The organism is Roseococcus sp. YIM B11640, from assembly GCF_049727625.1.
In the GTDB taxonomy this organism is placed as follows: domain Bacteria; phylum Pseudomonadota; class Alphaproteobacteria; order Acetobacterales; family Acetobacteraceae; genus Roseococcus.
Genome location: NZ_JBBJOZ010000002.1, coordinates 444,672 through 459,106, shown reverse-complemented (window position 1 = coordinate 459,106; position 14,435 = coordinate 444,672). Strand labels below are relative to the sequence as shown.

Genomic DNA, 14,435 nt, shown 5'->3' with positions numbered 1-14,435 from the left:
TGGACGTTTCCTCCCTAAACTTGGCGGCCCAGCAATGGGTCGCCATTTTTTTTGCCTGCTTCCGGAAGCGCCACCGCCGCCGGACCACCAGCGCCGCCCGGGCGACGCCACGCGGCGCGAAGCGAGGCTGCCGGAGGGCGGCGCCCGGCGTCTGAGAGCGGAAGATTAAGCCAACGGCACGGCGATGTGCCGCATGTACCCTGGGCGCTCGCAGAGCCTGGCGTGCCATTCCTCCAGCGCCAGCATCGGCCGCCGGGGGATGGGCAGGTTCAGCCAACGGTGCAGATAGGGGCCGAGCGCCACGTCCGCGAGGCTCAGCGCTTCGCCGCAGACGAAGCGGTTGCCGTTCGTCAGCAGTTCCGCATCCACCATGGCCCAGAGCCCTTCCGCCTCGCCGCGCGCGGCGGCGATGGCGGCGGGGTCGCGCTGGGCCTCGGGCGTGCGGACTAGCCCGATGAAGAGCGTCGTCATCGGCGGGTTGAGGTGGCCGAGCTGCCAGTCCATCCAGCGCTCCACCTTGCCGCGCGCGCGCGGGTCGTCCGGCAGCATGGCATGGCCCGGGGAGCGGGTGGCGACGAGGTAGCGGCAGATGGAATTGCTCTCCCACAGCGAGTAGCCGTCCGGCTCCTCGATGGTGGGGACCTTGGCGTTGGGATTCATCGCAAGGTAGGCAGCCTCCTGCGTGCGGCCGAAGGTGCCGCCGGCATCGACGCGGTCGAAGGGAATCCCCAGCTCCTCGCAGAGCCAGAGCAGCTTCATGACGTTGGAGGAGCTGGTGCGGCCCCAGATCTTGAGCATGGCTTTTTCCTCGAGTGGCGGCCGAAGCCTATGCAGCCCCTCCCGGTTGCGGAAGGGGCGCCGAGGGAGGAAAAGGGCGCATGCCCAGTGCTCTCCTGATCCTGGTCCTCTCCGCCGCCGCGCCGCTTTTCGCGCGGGGCTCGCAGGACTGGTTCGGCCTCGCGCCCTGCGAGCTCTGCATCTGGCAGCGCTGGCCCTATGCGGTGGCGGCGCTCTTCGCCCTCGTGGCCGTCTTCGGCTTCCGCAGGCCGGCCCTCCGACTGGCGGGGCTCGCCGCGGCGGCCTCGGCGGCGGTGGCGGCCTTCCATCTGGGGGTCGAATGGGGCTGGTGGCCCTCGCCGCTGGCGGGCTGCCAGGCGCCGAGCGTCGGCTCCGGCAGCGTGGACGACCTGCTGGCCGCCATGGCCCATACCGCGCCGAGCAAGCCCTGCGACCTGCCGGCCTATCTCATCCCCGGCCTGCCCCTCTCCATGGCGGGCATGAACCTCATCTACGGCACGGGCGTCGCCGTGCTGGCCTTCATCCTCGCCCAGCGGGAGAACCGCGCATGACCGCCCGCCGCACCCCCCGCCGCTACCTGGAGCGCGTGATCCGCGTGGACCACGCCGGGGAGTACGGCGCGAAGCGCATCTACGAGGGCCAGCTCGCCGTCCTGCGCGGCAGCCGGCATGAGGAACTGATCCAGCACATGAAGGAGCAGGAGCAGGTTCATCTCGACACCTTCTCCCGCCACATCGCCGAACGCCGGGTGCGCCCCACGGCGCTGCTGCCCTTCTGGCATGTGGCCGGATTCGCGCTCGGCGCCGCCACGGCCGCCATGGGCTATCGCGCCGCCATGGCCTGCACCGTCGCCGTCGAGGAGACGATCGACGCCCATTATGCCGCCCAGGAGCGCGAGCTGGGCGAGGACGAGGCCCCGCTCAAGGCCGAGATTGCCCGGTTCCGCGCCGAGGAGCTGGAACACCGCGACATCGGCATCGAGAACGAGGCCGAGCTGACCCCGGCCTACCGGCTGCTGACGGCCGCGATCAAGGTCGGGTGCCGGATCGTGATCAAGGTCGCGGAGCGCGTCTGAAAGCCGAAGATTTAGACAGCTGTCACCGTTTGGCACGATCCTTGCCTTGACCCCCCTGGGGGGCGCCTCCATAGAAGTAGAGTGGACCACAGAACCCCTACCCCCGACTTGGCCGCTCCCCTCGTTTCCAACATCGAGACAGCCCGACGGGTGCTGATGCTCGGCGCGGAAGCGCTGACGGAAATGGCGCGCGGCCTCGACTCCAGATTCGACGAAGCCGTGGAGCGCCTCGCCCGCGCGACGGGGCGCGTCGTCGTCTCCGGCATGGGCAAATCCGGCCATGTGGGGCGCAAGATCGCCGCCACGCTGGCTTCCACCGGCACGCCCGCGCAATTCGTCCATCCGGGCGAGGCGAGCCATGGCGACCTCGGCATGATCGTGCCCGGGGACGCGGTGATCGCCATCTCCAATTCCGGCGAGACGGCCGAACTCGGCGACCTTGTCGCGCATGCGCGCCGCTTCGCGATTCCGCTGGTCTCCATCGTGGGCCGCAGCGGCAGCTCGCTGGCCCGCGACTCCGATGTCGCGCTGGTGCTGCCGGCCGTCGAGGAGGCCTGCCCCAATGGCCTGGCGCCCACTACCTCCACCACCATGCAGATGGCGATGGGCGATGCGCTGGCCGTCGCGCTGCTGACGCGGCGCGGCTTCGGGCCCGAGGATTTCCGCGTCTTCCACCCGGGCGGGAAGCTCGGCGCGCGGCTGTCGCGCGTGGGCGCCATCATGCACGGGCCCACCGAGATTCCGCTCGCCCCGCCCGAGACCCGGATGGACGAGGCCCTCGTGGCCATGACCGCCAAGCATTTCGGCTGCCTCGGCATCCAGGATGCCGACGGGCGGCTCGCGGGCGTCATCACCGACGGCGATCTCCGCCGCGCCCTCCGGGCGGGGCAGGGGGACACGCTGCTCTCCCGCCGCGCGGAAGAGGTGATGACCCGCACGCCCCGCACCATCGGCCCCGACGTGCTCGCCGTGGAGGCCCTGCGCGTGATGAACGAGGGCGCCATCACCGCGCTCTTCGTGGTGGACGAGGCCCGGCGCCCCATCGGCATCCTGCACGTGCACGATCTGCTGCGGCTCGGCGTCGCCTGATGAGCGACAATCTCCGCCGCAGCGATTTCGCCATCCCCGCGCCCGAGCGGCGGCGGGACATGGCGCCCTCGCGCGAGCGGTACGTGCCCAGCGCCGGCTCCATCCAGCGCCGCCATCGCGCGGTGCGCTTCGCCAAGGTGCTGCTGCCGCTGCTGGCGGCGAGCCTGCTCGGCCTGCTGCTGCTCTGGCCCGAGTTCAACTCGCAGGACGGGCGCCTCTCTTTCCGGCGCGGCCCGGTGATGGTCCCCGAATCGCTCAACATGGTCGCGCCGCGCTTCCAGGGCGTGGACGAGCTCTCCCGCCCCTACACCGTCACCGCGCGCACCGCCCGCCAGGTGGGGCAGGAGGAGATCATCCTGCTCGACCGGCCGGAGGCCGACATCCTGCTCACGGACGGCGCCTGGATCTTCGTCGAGGCCCTGAACGGCCGCTACGACCGGCCGAACCAGCATCTGGACCTGGAGGGCGACGTGCGGATCTTCCACGACAGCGGCGTGCTCTTCATCACCGAGCAGGCGGCCGTCCAGGTCGATACGGGCAATGCCCATGGCGAGCGCCCGACCCAGGCCCAGGGCTCCTTCGGGACGATCCATTCCGAGGGGTTCGAGCTGCAGGACAGCGGCGCCGTCATGATCTTCACCGGCAAGGCGCATGCCGTGCTCGAAGGACGCCAGCAATGAGTCTCCGCGCGTTTCTCGGCGCTTTCCTGCTGCTGCCGGGCCTGGCGCTCGCGCAGGGCATCGACATGTCCCAGGGCGGGCCGGTGGACATCACCGCCGATGACGGCATCGAGTGGCGACAGAACGACCAGGTCGTCGTCGCGCGCGGCAACGCCCGCGCGGTGCGCGACGGCACGACCGTGGACGCCGCCCGGCTGCTCGCGCGCTATCGCCCGCAGGCGGGAACCCAGCAGCAGCAGCGCCCGGCCCAGCCCGGCGAGACGCCGCTCTCGGGCGGCAATGAGATCTGGCGCATGGAGGCGGAAGGCAATGTCCGCATCACCACGGCCACCGACACCGCCATTGGCGATCGCGCGGTCTACGACATGGACCAGTCGGTCCTGGTCCTGACCGGGCGCAACATCAGCTACACCACGCCCCAGCACGTCATCACGGCGCGCGACAGCCTGGAGTACTGGAGCCAGCGGCGCATGGCCGTGGGCCGCGGCAACGCGCTGGTGGTGACGAATGACGGCAGGCGGATCGCGGCCGACACGCTCGTCGCCTACATGCTGGACGACCCGCCGCCCGGCAGCGCGCCCACCGCGGCCGCGCCCGGCGCGGGCAACCAGCCGGTCGCCATGCGGGCGCCCGCGCAGGCCCGCCCAGGCACCGAAGGGACAGCCGCGGCGCCCCCGGGACAAGGGCGTATCGATCGGGTCGAGCTGTTCGGCAATATCGAGATTCGCACGGAGACCGAGGTCGTGCGCGGCGATCGCGGCGTCTATTCCGCCGCCACGGGCCTCGCGCGCATCCTCGGCAATGTCCGCATCACGCGCGGCGAGAACCATGTGACGGGCCGCGAGGCGCTGGTGAACCTCAACACGGGCGTCTCGCGCATCATCTCGCAGCCTGGGCAGCGCGTGCAGGGCATCATCACGCCGGGCAGCGAGCAGGGCGCGACCGACCCCACCGCGCCGGTCCAGAACAGGCCGGCGGGCACGCGGCCCAACGCCACTCAAGGAACCCCTCGTTGAGCCCACTCCTGACGACACCCGAAGCCAAGCGCGAGCTCAAGGCCGTCGAGGGCACGGGCGGGCTGGTCGCGACGGGCCTCGGCAAGCGCTACAAGAAGCGGCCCGTGGCGCGGAACGTCTCGCTCTCGCTGAAGCGGGGTGAGGCCGTCGGGCTTCTCGGCCCCAACGGCGCCGGCAAGACCACGACCTTCTACATGATCACCGGCCTGGTGCAGCCGGATGAGGGCCAGGTGATGCTGGACGGCGCGGATGTGACGCGCCTGCCGATGTACCGCCGCGCGCGGCTCGGCCTCGGCTACCTGCCGCAGGAGGCCTCGATTTTCCGGGGCCTGAGCGTCGAGGACAACATCCTCGCGGCGCTCGAGGTGGTGGAGCCGAAGCGCGACCGGCGGGAGCAGATGCTGGACAGCCTGCTGGCGGAGTTCGGTATCGCGCATCTGCGTCGCGCGCCGGCGCTGGCGCTCTCGGGCGGCGAGCGGCGGCGCTGCGAGATCGCGCGCGCGCTGGCGACGCACCCTTCCTACATCCTGCTGGACGAGCCGCTGGCGGGCATCGACCCCATCGCGGTCTCGGAGATCCGCGACCTCGTGAAGCATCTGAAGGACCGCGGCATCGGCGTGCTCATCACGGACCACAATGTCCGCGAGACGCTGGAGATCATCGACCGCGCCTACATCATGCATGACGGCCAGGTGCTGATGGAGGGCCTGCCGCACGAGATCGTGGCCCATGAGGGCGTGCGCCGCGTCTATCTCGGCGAGAAGTTCAGCCTCTGATGGCGGCGATGCGCGAAGCGGCGGCAACCCTTCGTTCATCGTGCTCCGCCATGCTGGGCGACTAGAATGGCCATCGGTCCTCGCCTCGACCTGCGGCAATCGCAATCGCTGGTGATGACGCCGCAGCTGCGGCAGGCGATCAAGCTGCTGCAGTCCTCCAACATGGAGGTCGTCGCCTTCGTCGAGGAGGAGCTGGAGCGCAACCCGCTGCTGGAGCGCGAGGAAGCCTCCGCCGCGGCGCCCGCCCCTACGGCTGCCGCCCCCGATTCCGCCGAAGCCGCGTCCAGCGAGACCCTCGCCGTCGGCGAGGCTCAGCCGCTGGATGCCGACTGGTCCAACGTGATGGATGAGGGCGAGGCCTATCGCCCCGCCATCGGCAGCGGCGGCCGCGCCGATTTCGGCGACGATCTCTCCGGCATCGAGGAAATGCCCGGACGCGGCCCCACGCTGCGGGAGCGCCTGGCCGCGCAGATCCGCCTGGGCTTCGACGACCCGCAGGACCGGCTCATCGGCTCGGCGCTGCTCGCGCTGCTGGAGCCCACGGGGCGGCTCGGCATCGATGTGGCAGCCCTGGCCGCGCGCCTCGGCTGTGAGGAGCGGCGGGTGGAGCGCGTGCGCCGCGTCATGCAGCGCTTCGAGCCCGTGGGCATGTTCTGCGCCGACCTCGCCGAATGCCTGCGCGTCCAGCTCGAGGAAGCCGGCCGCTACGATCCCTTCATGGCGCGGCTGCTCGCCAACCTGCAGCTTCTGGCCCGGCGGGACATGCGCGGGCTGATGGAGGCCTGCGGCGTCGATGCCGAGGATCTGGCCGAGATGGTGGCCGAGCTCCGCCGCCTCGACCCCAAGCCGGGCGCGGGCGGCGACGATCCGCCACTGACCGCCGTGCTGCCGGATGTGCTGATGCGCGCCGCACCCGATGGCGGCTGGGTGCTGGAGCTCAATCCCGACACCATGCCGCGCGTGCTCGTCAATCGCGGCTTCGCGGCGCGCGCCACCGTGAGCCTGCGCGACCGCGAACAGCGCAACTTCCTCACCGAGCATCTGCAGAACGCGAACTGGCTGGTGAAGAGCCTGGAGCAGCGGGCCAACACCATCCTCAAGGTGGCGTCCGAGATCGTGCGCCGCCAGGACGGCTTCTTCCGCCACGGGGTGGCCTTCCTGCGCCCGCTCATCCTGCGCGACGTCGCCGAGGCGGTGGAGATGCACGAGAGCACCGTGAGCCGCGTGACCGCCAACAAGTTCATGGCCACGCCGCGGGGCATGCTGGAGCTGAAGTACTTCTTCACCACGGCCATCCAGGGCACGGCGGGCGGGGAAAGCGTCAGCGCCGAAGCCGTGCGCCACCGGATCCGCGGCATGGTCCATGAGGAGACGGCCAGCAGCATCCTCTCCGACGATGCCATTGTGTTACGGCTGCGTGAAGAAGGTGTGGACATCGCCCGGCGGACGGTGGCCAAATACCGGGAAGCGATGCGCATCCCATCCTCGGTGCAGCGCAAGCGCGAAAAGGCCGTCACGGCCTGAAGGGTTCCTCCCTGCTGGCCGGATGACGGCTGGACAGAGGGAAGCCGTTACCGGATGTCGGGGCTTTCGGGTTTTTTCGGACAGAGCGGGCAGCCCATGCCGTTGATTCGGGTTGAATCAACGGGTTGGCCGCGTTGTGCCGCTCAGGCCCGCCCCGTTTCCGCTGCGGCTTCCAAGCAAGGGAAGGTTCTCATGCAGATCACTGTCGCCGGCAAGCAGGTCTCCACCAGCGATGCCCTGCGCTCCCATGTCGAGACCGGCCTCGGCTCCATCACCGGAAAGTATTTCGACCACGCGCTCGAGGCGCGGGTGACCTTCCGGAAGGACGCCAAGGGCAGCAATGGGGGACATTATGCTTGCGACATCAACATTCACGCCGGCCGCGGCCTGACGATGCGGGGCGAAGGGCAGGGGCCCGACGCCCAGCGCGCCTTCGATGTCGCGGCCGAGCATGTGGGCAAGCGGCTCAGGCGCTACCGGCGCCGGGTGAACGAGCATGCGCGCAGCAAGGCCGTCGAGCGAGCGCCCGTGGAGACCTTCCGCGAGTACATGGTGGCCATGGACGAGGAAGGTGACGAGGCGCCCGAGGTGAACGGCGCCGAGCACCCCGCCGTGGTGGCGGAGCCGCTGGGCGAGCTGCATCGCATCAGCGTCAGCGAGGCGACCATGCGCCTCGACCTCGCCGGCAGTTCCGTCGTGGTGTTCCGCAATGTGGCGAGCGGATCGATCAACGTGGTCTATCGCCGCCAGGACGGGCATGTGGGCTGGATCGACCCCAGCGGAGCCTGAGCCCGGCCGCGGCTGGCCCGGGTGAGGGTCAGCCGCCCCGTTAGTGCGCGAAGATGTCGGGCTCGTCGTAGCCCATGAGGTCCAGCTTCCCGCGCGCGGGCAGGAAGCGGAAGCAGGCCTCGGCCAGCTCCAGCCGGCCCTCGCGGATCAGGAGCGCTTCCAGCCGCGCCCAGAGCGCGTGCAGATGCAGGACGTCGCTGGCGGCATAGGCGCATTGCTCGGGCGTGAGCTCGGGCGCGCCCCAGTCGCTCGTCTGCTGCTGCTTGGAGATATCGACCCCCAGCAGGTCGCGGCAGAGGTCCTTCAGCCCGTGGCGGTCGGTATAGGTGCGGACCAGCTTGGAGGCGATCTTGGTGCAGCGGACGGGCGCGGTCGTCGCGCCGATGCCCTGCTGCAGCGCCGCCACGTCGAAGCGGGCGAAGTGGAAGAGCTTCGTGACGGAGGCGTCCTCCATCAGCCGCACGAGATGGGGCGAGGGGCCGCCGCCCGGGTGAATCTGCACCAGATGGGCGGTGCCGTCGCCCGAGGACATCTGCACCAGGCAAAGGCGGTCCCGGCGGGGGTCGAGGCCCATCGTCTCGGTATCAACCGCCACGACGGGGCCCAGCGCCAGATCGGGCGGAAGATCCTGCCGATGAAGGTGAATCGGGCCGGAGGGGGTGAAGAGCGTCTTCGCCATGTCGAGCGCCTTGGGCGGGAGAGAAGCGGTGATGCCCCGCTGAGACAACGGAACGGCTGGGGAGTCCCTCACTATTTGAGTTCCGCGAAGGCGGGAATACCCCTGTCCGGGCTTCTTCGCGGCGCTTCCCCGTCGCAAACTCGCAGGCCGACTCCCCAGGATCCGCCATGCCGCTCCTCGCCGAACCCGTCACCTCCACGCCCGACCTGCCGGCGGCCGCCGATGTCGTCATCATCGGCGCGGGCATCGTCGGCGTCTTCGCCGCGCTGAACCTCGCGCAGCGCGGGCATTCGGTGGCCCTCGTGGAGAAGGGCGTGGTCGGCGGCGAGCAGTCCAGCCGCAACTGGGGCTGGGTGCGCCAGCAGAACCGCGACGTGCGCGAAATCCCCATGGCGATCGAGAGCCTCGCCATGTGGGAGCAGCTTTCGCGCGAGACCAACGAGGATCTGGGCTTCCGCCGCAAGGGCCTGATCTATGTGACGCGCAGCCAGGCCGATCTCGCGACCTGGGAGCGCTGGGGCCGGCTCGCCAAGCCCTTCGGCATCGATACGCGGATGCTGAGCGCGGAACAGGCGCGCGAGATGTCGAGCGGCAGCGCCGAGCCCTGGATCGGCGGCGTCTATTCCCCCACCGACGGCAAGGCGGAGCCGCGGCTCGCCGCCCCCGCCATCGCGCGCGCCGCGATGCGGGCGGGCGCGGCCATCCTGCAGAACTGCGCCGCGCGCGGCCTGGAGACGACCGCCGGGCGCGTCAGCGCCGTCGTCACCGAGCGCGGCACCATCCGCACCCAGGCCGTGCTGCTGGCAGGCGGGGCCTGGAGCTCCATGTTCCTGCGCCATCACGGCGTCTCGCTGCCGCAGGCGAGCATCCAGGCGACCTCCTTCCGCACCGAGGCGTTGCCGGAGTTCGTGACGGGGGGGCTTTCCACGCCGCGCTTCACACTGCGGCGGCGGCTGGATGGCGGCTACACCATCGGCCTCAGCGGGCGCGGGCGGCTGGAGCTGGCGCCGCAGGGCTTCCGCTACGCGCGCGAGTTCTGGCCCATGTTCATGGCGCGTCGCGACAAGCTCGCGATCCGCATCGGGCGCTCCTTCTTCAACGGGCCGGAATCCGGCGCGCGCTGGACGCTGGACGGCATCTCGCCCTTCGAGCGCGCGCGCATGCTGGACACGGCGCCGCAGCAGGTGCTGATCGACCAGGCGATCGCCGCCATGGGCGAGACCTTTCCCGCGCTGCGCGGCCAGATCCGTGTGGCCGAGGCCTGGGGCGGCGCCATCGACTGGACGCCGGACGGCATCCCCGTCATCGCGCCCATTGCCGCCATCCCTGGTCTGACCGTGGCGACGGGTTTCTCGGGCCACGGCTTCGGCACGGGCCCCTCGGCCGGCAAGCTCGCGGCGGATCTCGTGGCGGGCGACCCGACCAGCATCGATGCCGCGCCGTTCCGCTACGAGCGGCTGGTGGATGGCTCCAAGCTGACCGTGCCGGGGATGATCTAGGCCCGGCCTGCGGCGCCAAGCTTGCTGACAGTGAGAAGGTCTTCCGCCATGCTGCCCGTCAAATCTGGGAGATTCGCATGCGCTTCCCTCTCGCCGGCCTGGTCCTGCCGCTGCTCGCCCTGGCGGCTTGCCAGGGGCCCTACAGCGGCGGCCGTCCCGATGTCGTGGGCTCCTTCTCGGGGGATTACAGCTGGGGCGACGTGGTCGGCACCGGCATCGGTGGCGATGGCGGCTATGTGACGGATGTCAGCCGCTCGCGCGAGGAGGACGCCTATAGCCGCGAATACGGCCGCCGGCTGCGCTGAACCTCCTCAGGGCGCCGGCGGAACCGCGATGGCGTCGAGAAGGGGCTGAACGGCGCCAAGCACGCCCGTCAGCATGATCTGGATGCCCAGGCAGAAGAGCAGGAAGGCCGTGAGGCGCGTCGCGATGGCCGTGCCCTCGGGGCCCAGCACGCGCACCAGCGCGGCGCTGTTCTTGTAGAAGAGGTAGATCGTCGCGGCCATCGCGAAGGCCACGATCGCCGAGGACACCGCCGATTGCAGGACGCGCGCCCAGCTGCCGCGCGTGTCCGCCCCGATCGCGATGGCCGCGGCGATGGAGCCCGGCCCGATGGTGAGCGGCAGAGTGAGCGGGAAGAAGGCGGCGCGTCCCAGCGCCTCGGCGCTCTGCGCCGCTTCCTCGGGCCCGTCGCGCGTCAGCATCTGGTAGCCGGAAAGCGCGACCACCAGCCCGCCGCCGATCCGCAGCGCGGGCACCGAGATACCGAAGAAGCCCAGCACCACCGCGCCGAACCACAGCGAGCCGAGCAGGATACAGTAGCTGTAGAAGGCGACGCTGCGTGCCAGCTTCGCCCGCTCCGGCTCCGAGAGGTTGCCCGTGCGGGCATGGAAGATCAGCGCGATCCCGGGGGGGTTCACCAGGGCGAAGATCGTCGTGAAGGCGAAGAGGAAGTCGCTGAGCAGCCGGGCCAATACGAATCCGTCGAACATCGGCCTCGCTCCCTGCGTGTCAGCTACGGAAGGCGACGGTCACGCCACTCGGCGCCAGTTCCAGGATGGCGCCGCTGCGTGTATCGCGCAGGCGCATCAGGACCCCCTTCGCGTTCCGCAGGGACCGCACGCGCACCGTGCGCTCGGGCCCGCGCGCCGTCTCGGCGGCGTCGACGTCGAAATGGCCGGCGAAATCCTCGACGCGGCGGAGGTTAAAGACCTCGCCCTGCGCCTGGATGCCGGAGACGCCGAAGCCCGCGACGCCGATCCCGTCGATGGAGAAGCGGTAGACCTCGCCCCGGAAGCGCAGCCGCCCGCCGCCGATGCTGCCGCTGACCACGAAGAGCCCGATCCGGACCTCCTCGATCTCGACCGTGGCGTCCGGGTTGGGGTCCTGGCGCGGGCTTGCCGCGGCGAGCAGGAGGCTCGGCGCCAGCAGCATGGAACGGCGGAAGACGCGGCGCGGCAATGGACTAACACCCAATGATCGGAACACTCGTCCTGGCCCCTCCCGGGGGGCGTGGCGGAGCTTCCGACCATGGCGTGGGGCATTCGGCATTGCAAGCGCATTGCCCTAGCGGCAGCCCTGCGCGCGGGACTGCCGCGGCACCGGGTCTCAGAACGCGACCTGGTCGCCGCCCTTGAGCTCCAGGATCTCGCGTGCCTCGTCGGGACTCGCGATCTCCAGGCCCATGCTCTCCACGATCTGGCGGGCGAGCCGCACCTGCTCGGCGTTGGACGAGGCGAGGCGGCCGGGCCCGGCCCAGAGGCTGTCCTCCAGCCCGACGCGGACATTGCCGCCCTGGGCCGCCGCGATGGCCGCGATCTTGAGCTGGTTGGCTCCCGCGCCCAGCACGGACCAGCGGTAGTTGTCGCCGAAGAGGCGGTCGGCCGTGCGCTTCATGTGCATCACGTCGTCCGGATGCGCGCCGATGCCGCCCTGCAGGCCGAACACCGTCTGGATGAACAGCGGCGCCTTCACCAGCCCCTGATCGAAGAAGTACTTCAGATTGTAGAGGTGCGAGGTGTCGTAGCACTCGAACTCGAAGCGCGTGTTGTTTCCGGCGCAGGTTGTCAGGATGTACTCGATGTCCTGGAAGGAGTTGCGGAAGATGATGTCCTTGTTTTCCAGATAGGCCTTCTCCCAGGGATGCTTGAACTCCTTGAAACGGTTCAGCATGCCGAAGAGGCCGAAGTTCATCGAGCCGAGGTTCAGCGACGCGACCTCGGGCTTGTAGGTCGCGGCCGGGCGCACCCGCTCCTCGATGGTCATGGTGGGGGCGCCGCCGGTGGTGAGGTTCACCACGCAGTTGGACGCCTGCTTGATGATGCCGAGGAAGGGCGCGAAGGCCTCGGGCGACTGGTCGGGCCTGCCGTCCGCCGGGTTGCGCGCGTGCAGGTGGACGATGGCCGCGCCCGCTTCCGCAGCGCCGATCGCGGCCTCGGCGATCTCGGCCGGCGTGACCGGCAGATGCGGCGACATGCTGGGCGTGTGGATCGCGCCGGTGACGGCGCAGGTGATGATGACGCGGCGCGGCTTGGCCATGTTCCCCCAACCTCTGATGGGCCGGCTGTTGCCGCCGGCGCACTTCGCGGATCATGCTCGCGCGGGACAAGCGCACTTGTCCAGCAGGGAGGAAAAGCATGGATCTGGGTTTGCGGGGCGCGCGCGTCCTGGTCACGGCGGGGGCGGGCGGCATCGGCCGCGTCGTCGCGGATGCCTTTCTGGAGGAAGGTGCGGAGGTCTCGGTCTGCGACGTCGACGACGCCGCGCTCGCCGCCTTGCCCGCCGCGATCAAGGGCACGCGCTGCGACGTCTCGGACCGCGCGCAGGTGGCCAAGCTCTTCTCGGGTATCGAGGCGCTGGACGTGCTGGTGAACAATGCCGGCATCGCGGGCCCGACGGGCCTCGTGGAGGAGATCAACCCCGAGGATTGGGACCGCTGCGTCGAGATCTGCCTGACGGGGCAGTTCAACGTCGCGCGCCTCGCCATCCCGCTGCTGCGGAAGAGCGCCAACCCCTCCATCGCCAATCTCTCCAGCGCAGCCGGGCGCTTCGGCTTCGGCATGCGCGCGCCCTATGCGGCGGCGAAATGGGGGGTGATCGGATTCACGAAGTCGCTTTCCATCGAGCTCGGCGGCGCGGGCATCCGGGTGAACGCCATCCTGCCAGGGCTCGTCGCCGGTGACCGGCAACGGCGCGTGCTGGAGGCGAAGGCCCAGGCGCGCGGCACGCCCTATGCGGAGGTCGAGCGCCAGGCCATGGCCTATGCGAGCATCAAGGAATTCGTGACGGCGCGGCAGCTGGCCGACCAGATCCTGCTGCTCGCCAGCACGCGCGGCCGCACGACGAGCGGCCAGGCCATCGGCATCGACGGCGATTTGCAGATGCTGTTCTGACGATCTAGCGTTTTCGCCGAAGAACGAACGAGGAAACGAGATGGGCAACCGCATCGCCATCGTCGGCGCTGGCGCCGTGGGCGGCTATGCCGGCGCGTATATGGCGCAGGCCGGCGAGGACGTCACCTTCATCGACATGTGGCCGGAGAATGTGGAGGCGATGCGCAGCAAGGGCCTGCGCATCACCCATATTCGCGACGTGCCGGAATTCACCGTGCCGGTGAACGCGATCCATCTCACCGAGCTGCAGGGCGTGGTGAAGCAGAAGCCCTTCGACATCGCCTTCATCTGCGTGAAGTCCTACGACACCGCGTGGGCCACGATGATGATCCAGCAGTACCTCTCGCCCGGCGGCTTCGTCGTGAGCCTGCAGAACTGCATGAACGAGGAGACGATCGCCGGTATCGTCGGCTGGGGCCGCACCCTCGGCGCCATCGCGAGCTCCATCACCGTGGAGCTGACGGAGCCCGGCCATGTGCGCCGTGCCTCCGGCAAGGGCGGCAGCGCGCATACCGTCTACCGGGTGGGCGAGGTGCATGGCCGCATCACCGAGCGCGCGAAGGAGGTCGGCCGTCTCACCGCGCTTTCGGACAGCACGCATGTCACGCCGAACCTCTGGGGCGAGCGCTGGTCGAAGCTCGTCACCAACGGGATGGCGAATGGGCTCTCGGCCTGCACCGGCCTCATCAGCAAGGACATCCTGCTGAACGACGCGCTGCGCCGCTTCGGTGCGCGGCTGGGCGCCGAGGGCATCCGCGTCGGCCAGGCACTGGGCTACGAGCTGGAGGAGATCCACCACCTCGACCCCGAGATCATCGCCCGCGCGGGCGAGGGCGATGCCGCGGCCAGGAGCGAGTACGACGCCCACCGCATCGCGGAGGCGCAGAAGGGCGGCGGCGCGCATCGCCCCTCCATGGGCCAGGACATGGTGAAGGGCCGCCGGACGGAGATCGAGTTCATCAATGGCTTCATCGCGGACAAGGCGAAGCCGCTCGGCATTCCCACGCCGGCCAATGCCGCGCTGACCGAGATCGTGAAGCGGGTGGAGCGCGGGGAGATCGCGCCCGATCCGAAGCACATCCTGGAGTTGCGTCTGAACTAGGGCCTACACTCCCGCA

At 70.0% G+C, this 14,435-nt stretch carries 17 protein-coding genes; 12 read left to right on the top strand and 5 right to left on the bottom strand.

Annotated elements, in window-relative coordinates; all coding sequences use genetic code 11:
• Positions 1–165 precede the first annotated feature (165 nt).
• Entirely contained in the window at positions 166–798 is a 633-nt protein-coding gene (locus WJM96_RS09645; RefSeq protein ID WP_424812262.1) for a glutathione S-transferase family protein, read from the bottom strand.
• Positions 799–878: 80 nt separating this feature from the next.
• Here WJM96_RS09645 and WJM96_RS09640 point away from each other — a divergent pair, with 80 nt between their 5' ends.
• The 8 genes from WJM96_RS09640 to hpf all read left to right on the top strand — a co-directional run bounded on the left by WJM96_RS09640 (position 879) and on the right by hpf (position 7,747).
• Positions 879–1,349, top strand: a complete 471-nt coding sequence (locus WJM96_RS09640; RefSeq protein ID WP_424812261.1) for a disulfide bond formation protein B — start codon at positions 879–881, stop codon at positions 1,347–1,349.
• On the top strand, positions 1,346–1,873 hold the full coding sequence (locus WJM96_RS09635) for a demethoxyubiquinone hydroxylase family protein (RefSeq protein ID WP_424812260.1): 528 nt from the start codon (positions 1,346–1,348) through the stop codon (positions 1,871–1,873). Before WJM96_RS09640 ends, WJM96_RS09635 begins: the two co-directional genes overlap by 4 nt.
• A gap of 156 nt (positions 1,874–2,029) precedes the next feature.
• A complete protein-coding gene (locus WJM96_RS09630) occupies positions 2,030–2,962 on the top strand; it encodes a KpsF/GutQ family sugar-phosphate isomerase (RefSeq protein ID WP_424813090.1) in 933 nt (310 codons plus the stop codon).
• Positions 2,962–3,642 carry an LPS export ABC transporter periplasmic protein LptC gene (lptC, locus tag WJM96_RS09625; protein WP_424812259.1) on the top strand — a complete coding sequence of 227 codons (681 nt, stop codon included), beginning with the start codon at positions 2,962–2,964 and terminating at the stop codon, positions 3,640–3,642. The genes WJM96_RS09630 and lptC overlap by 1 nt, the downstream gene beginning before the upstream one ends.
• Positions 3,639–4,658 carry an LptA/OstA family protein gene (locus tag WJM96_RS09620; protein WP_424812258.1) on the top strand — a complete coding sequence of 340 codons (1,020 nt, stop codon included), beginning with the start codon at positions 3,639–3,641 and terminating at the stop codon, positions 4,656–4,658. Before lptC ends, WJM96_RS09620 begins: the two co-directional genes overlap by 4 nt.
• Before the next feature lie 8 nt (positions 4,659–4,666).
• Positions 4,667–5,434, top strand: coding sequence for an LPS export ABC transporter ATP-binding protein (lptB, locus tag WJM96_RS09615; protein WP_424813089.1), 768 nt, complete (start codon positions 4,667–4,669; stop codon positions 5,432–5,434).
• A gap of 66 nt (positions 5,435–5,500) precedes the next feature.
• On the top strand, positions 5,501–6,958 hold the full coding sequence (gene rpoN, locus WJM96_RS09610) for an RNA polymerase factor sigma-54 (RefSeq protein WP_424812257.1): 1,458 nt from the start codon (positions 5,501–5,503) through the stop codon (positions 6,956–6,958).
• Between the two features lie 192 nt (positions 6,959–7,150).
• Positions 7,151–7,747, top strand: a complete 597-nt coding sequence (gene hpf / locus WJM96_RS09605) for a ribosome hibernation-promoting factor, HPF/YfiA family (RefSeq protein WP_424812256.1) — start codon at positions 7,151–7,153, stop codon at positions 7,745–7,747.
• Between the two features lie 40 nt (positions 7,748–7,787).
• On the opposite strand, the gene WJM96_RS09600 is transcribed toward hpf, so the two are convergent.
• The gene (locus WJM96_RS09600; protein WP_424812255.1) at positions 7,788–8,426 is read right to left on the bottom strand and encodes a ribonuclease D; all 639 of its coding nucleotides are present in this window, start codon (positions 8,424–8,426) and stop codon (positions 7,788–7,790) included.
• 167 nt (positions 8,427–8,593) lie between these two features.
• Here WJM96_RS09600 and WJM96_RS09595 point away from each other — a divergent pair, with 167 nt between their 5' ends.
• A complete protein-coding gene (locus WJM96_RS09595; RefSeq protein ID WP_424812254.1) occupies positions 8,594–9,925 on the top strand; it encodes an NAD(P)/FAD-dependent oxidoreductase in 1,332 nt (443 codons plus the stop codon).
• A 77-nt stretch (positions 9,926–10,002) separates the two neighbouring features.
• Positions 10,003–10,230 carry a hypothetical protein gene (locus WJM96_RS09590; RefSeq protein WP_424812253.1) on the top strand — a complete coding sequence of 76 codons (228 nt, stop codon included), beginning with the start codon at positions 10,003–10,005 and terminating at the stop codon, positions 10,228–10,230.
• A 6-nt stretch (positions 10,231–10,236) separates the two neighbouring features.
• On the opposite strand, the gene WJM96_RS09585 is transcribed toward WJM96_RS09590, so the two are convergent.
• The 3 genes from WJM96_RS09585 to WJM96_RS09575 all read right to left on the bottom strand — a co-directional run bounded on the left by WJM96_RS09585 (position 10,237) and on the right by WJM96_RS09575 (position 12,463).
• Positions 10,237–10,917 (bottom strand): MarC family protein, encoded by a 681-nt coding sequence (locus WJM96_RS09585; RefSeq protein ID WP_424812252.1) that lies wholly within the window; start codon positions 10,915–10,917, stop codon positions 10,237–10,239.
• A gap of 19 nt (positions 10,918–10,936) precedes the next feature.
• A complete protein-coding gene (locus WJM96_RS09580; RefSeq protein WP_424812251.1) occupies positions 10,937–11,386 on the bottom strand; it encodes a hypothetical protein in 450 nt (149 codons plus the stop codon).
• 147 nt (positions 11,387–11,533) lie between these two features.
• The gene (locus WJM96_RS09575) at positions 11,534–12,463 is read right to left on the bottom strand and encodes a 3-keto-5-aminohexanoate cleavage protein (protein WP_424812250.1); all 930 of its coding nucleotides are present in this window, start codon (positions 12,461–12,463) and stop codon (positions 11,534–11,536) included.
• Between the two features lie 98 nt (positions 12,464–12,561).
• Here WJM96_RS09575 and WJM96_RS09570 point away from each other — a divergent pair, with 98 nt between their 5' ends.
• Entirely contained in the window at positions 12,562–13,317 is a 756-nt protein-coding gene (locus WJM96_RS09570) for an SDR family oxidoreductase (protein WP_424812249.1), read from the top strand.
• A 40-nt stretch (positions 13,318–13,357) separates the two neighbouring features.
• Positions 13,358–14,419 carry a ketopantoate reductase family protein gene (locus WJM96_RS09565; RefSeq protein ID WP_424812248.1) on the top strand — a complete coding sequence of 354 codons (1,062 nt, stop codon included), beginning with the start codon at positions 13,358–13,360 and terminating at the stop codon, positions 14,417–14,419.
• The last annotated feature ends 16 nt before the right edge of the window (positions 14,420–14,435 follow it).

Bases quoted from the DNA above. Each gene is read 5' to 3' on its own strand.
- WJM96_RS09565 (WP_424812248.1), top strand. From the start codon at position 13,358: ATGGGCAACCGCATCGCCATCGTCGGCGCTGGCGCCGTGGGCGGCTAT.
- WJM96_RS09600 (WP_424812255.1), bottom strand. From the start codon at position 8,426: ATGGCGAAGACGCTCTTCACCCCCTCCGGCCCGATTCACCTTCATCGG.
- hpf (WP_424812256.1), top strand. From the start codon at position 7,151: ATGCAGATCACTGTCGCCGGCAAGCAGGTCTCCACCAGCGATGCCCTG.
- WJM96_RS09575 (WP_424812250.1), bottom strand. From the start codon at position 12,463: ATGGCCAAGCCGCGCCGCGTCATCATCACCTGCGCCGTCACCGGCGCG.
- WJM96_RS09635 (WP_424812260.1), top strand. From the start codon at position 1,346: ATGACCGCCCGCCGCACCCCCCGCCGCTACCTGGAGCGCGTGATCCGC.
- WJM96_RS09570 (WP_424812249.1), top strand. From the start codon at position 12,562: ATGGATCTGGGTTTGCGGGGCGCGCGCGTCCTGGTCACGGCGGGGGCG.
- WJM96_RS09640 (WP_424812261.1), top strand. From the start codon at position 879: ATGCCCAGTGCTCTCCTGATCCTGGTCCTCTCCGCCGCCGCGCCGCTT.
- lptC (WP_424812259.1), top strand. From the start codon at position 2,962: ATGAGCGACAATCTCCGCCGCAGCGATTTCGCCATCCCCGCGCCCGAG.
- WJM96_RS09645 (WP_424812262.1), bottom strand. From the start codon at position 798: ATGCTCAAGATCTGGGGCCGCACCAGCTCCTCCAACGTCATGAAGCTG.
- WJM96_RS09630 (WP_424813090.1), top strand. From the start codon at position 2,030: ATGCTCGGCGCGGAAGCGCTGACGGAAATGGCGCGCGGCCTCGACTCC.
- WJM96_RS09590 (WP_424812253.1), top strand. From the start codon at position 10,003: ATGCGCTTCCCTCTCGCCGGCCTGGTCCTGCCGCTGCTCGCCCTGGCG.
- WJM96_RS09585 (WP_424812252.1), bottom strand. From the start codon at position 10,917: ATGTTCGACGGATTCGTATTGGCCCGGCTGCTCAGCGACTTCCTCTTC.
- rpoN (WP_424812257.1), top strand. From the start codon at position 5,501: ATGGCCATCGGTCCTCGCCTCGACCTGCGGCAATCGCAATCGCTGGTG.
- WJM96_RS09620 (WP_424812258.1), top strand. From the start codon at position 3,639: ATGAGTCTCCGCGCGTTTCTCGGCGCTTTCCTGCTGCTGCCGGGCCTG.
- WJM96_RS09595 (WP_424812254.1), top strand. From the start codon at position 8,594: ATGCCGCTCCTCGCCGAACCCGTCACCTCCACGCCCGACCTGCCGGCG.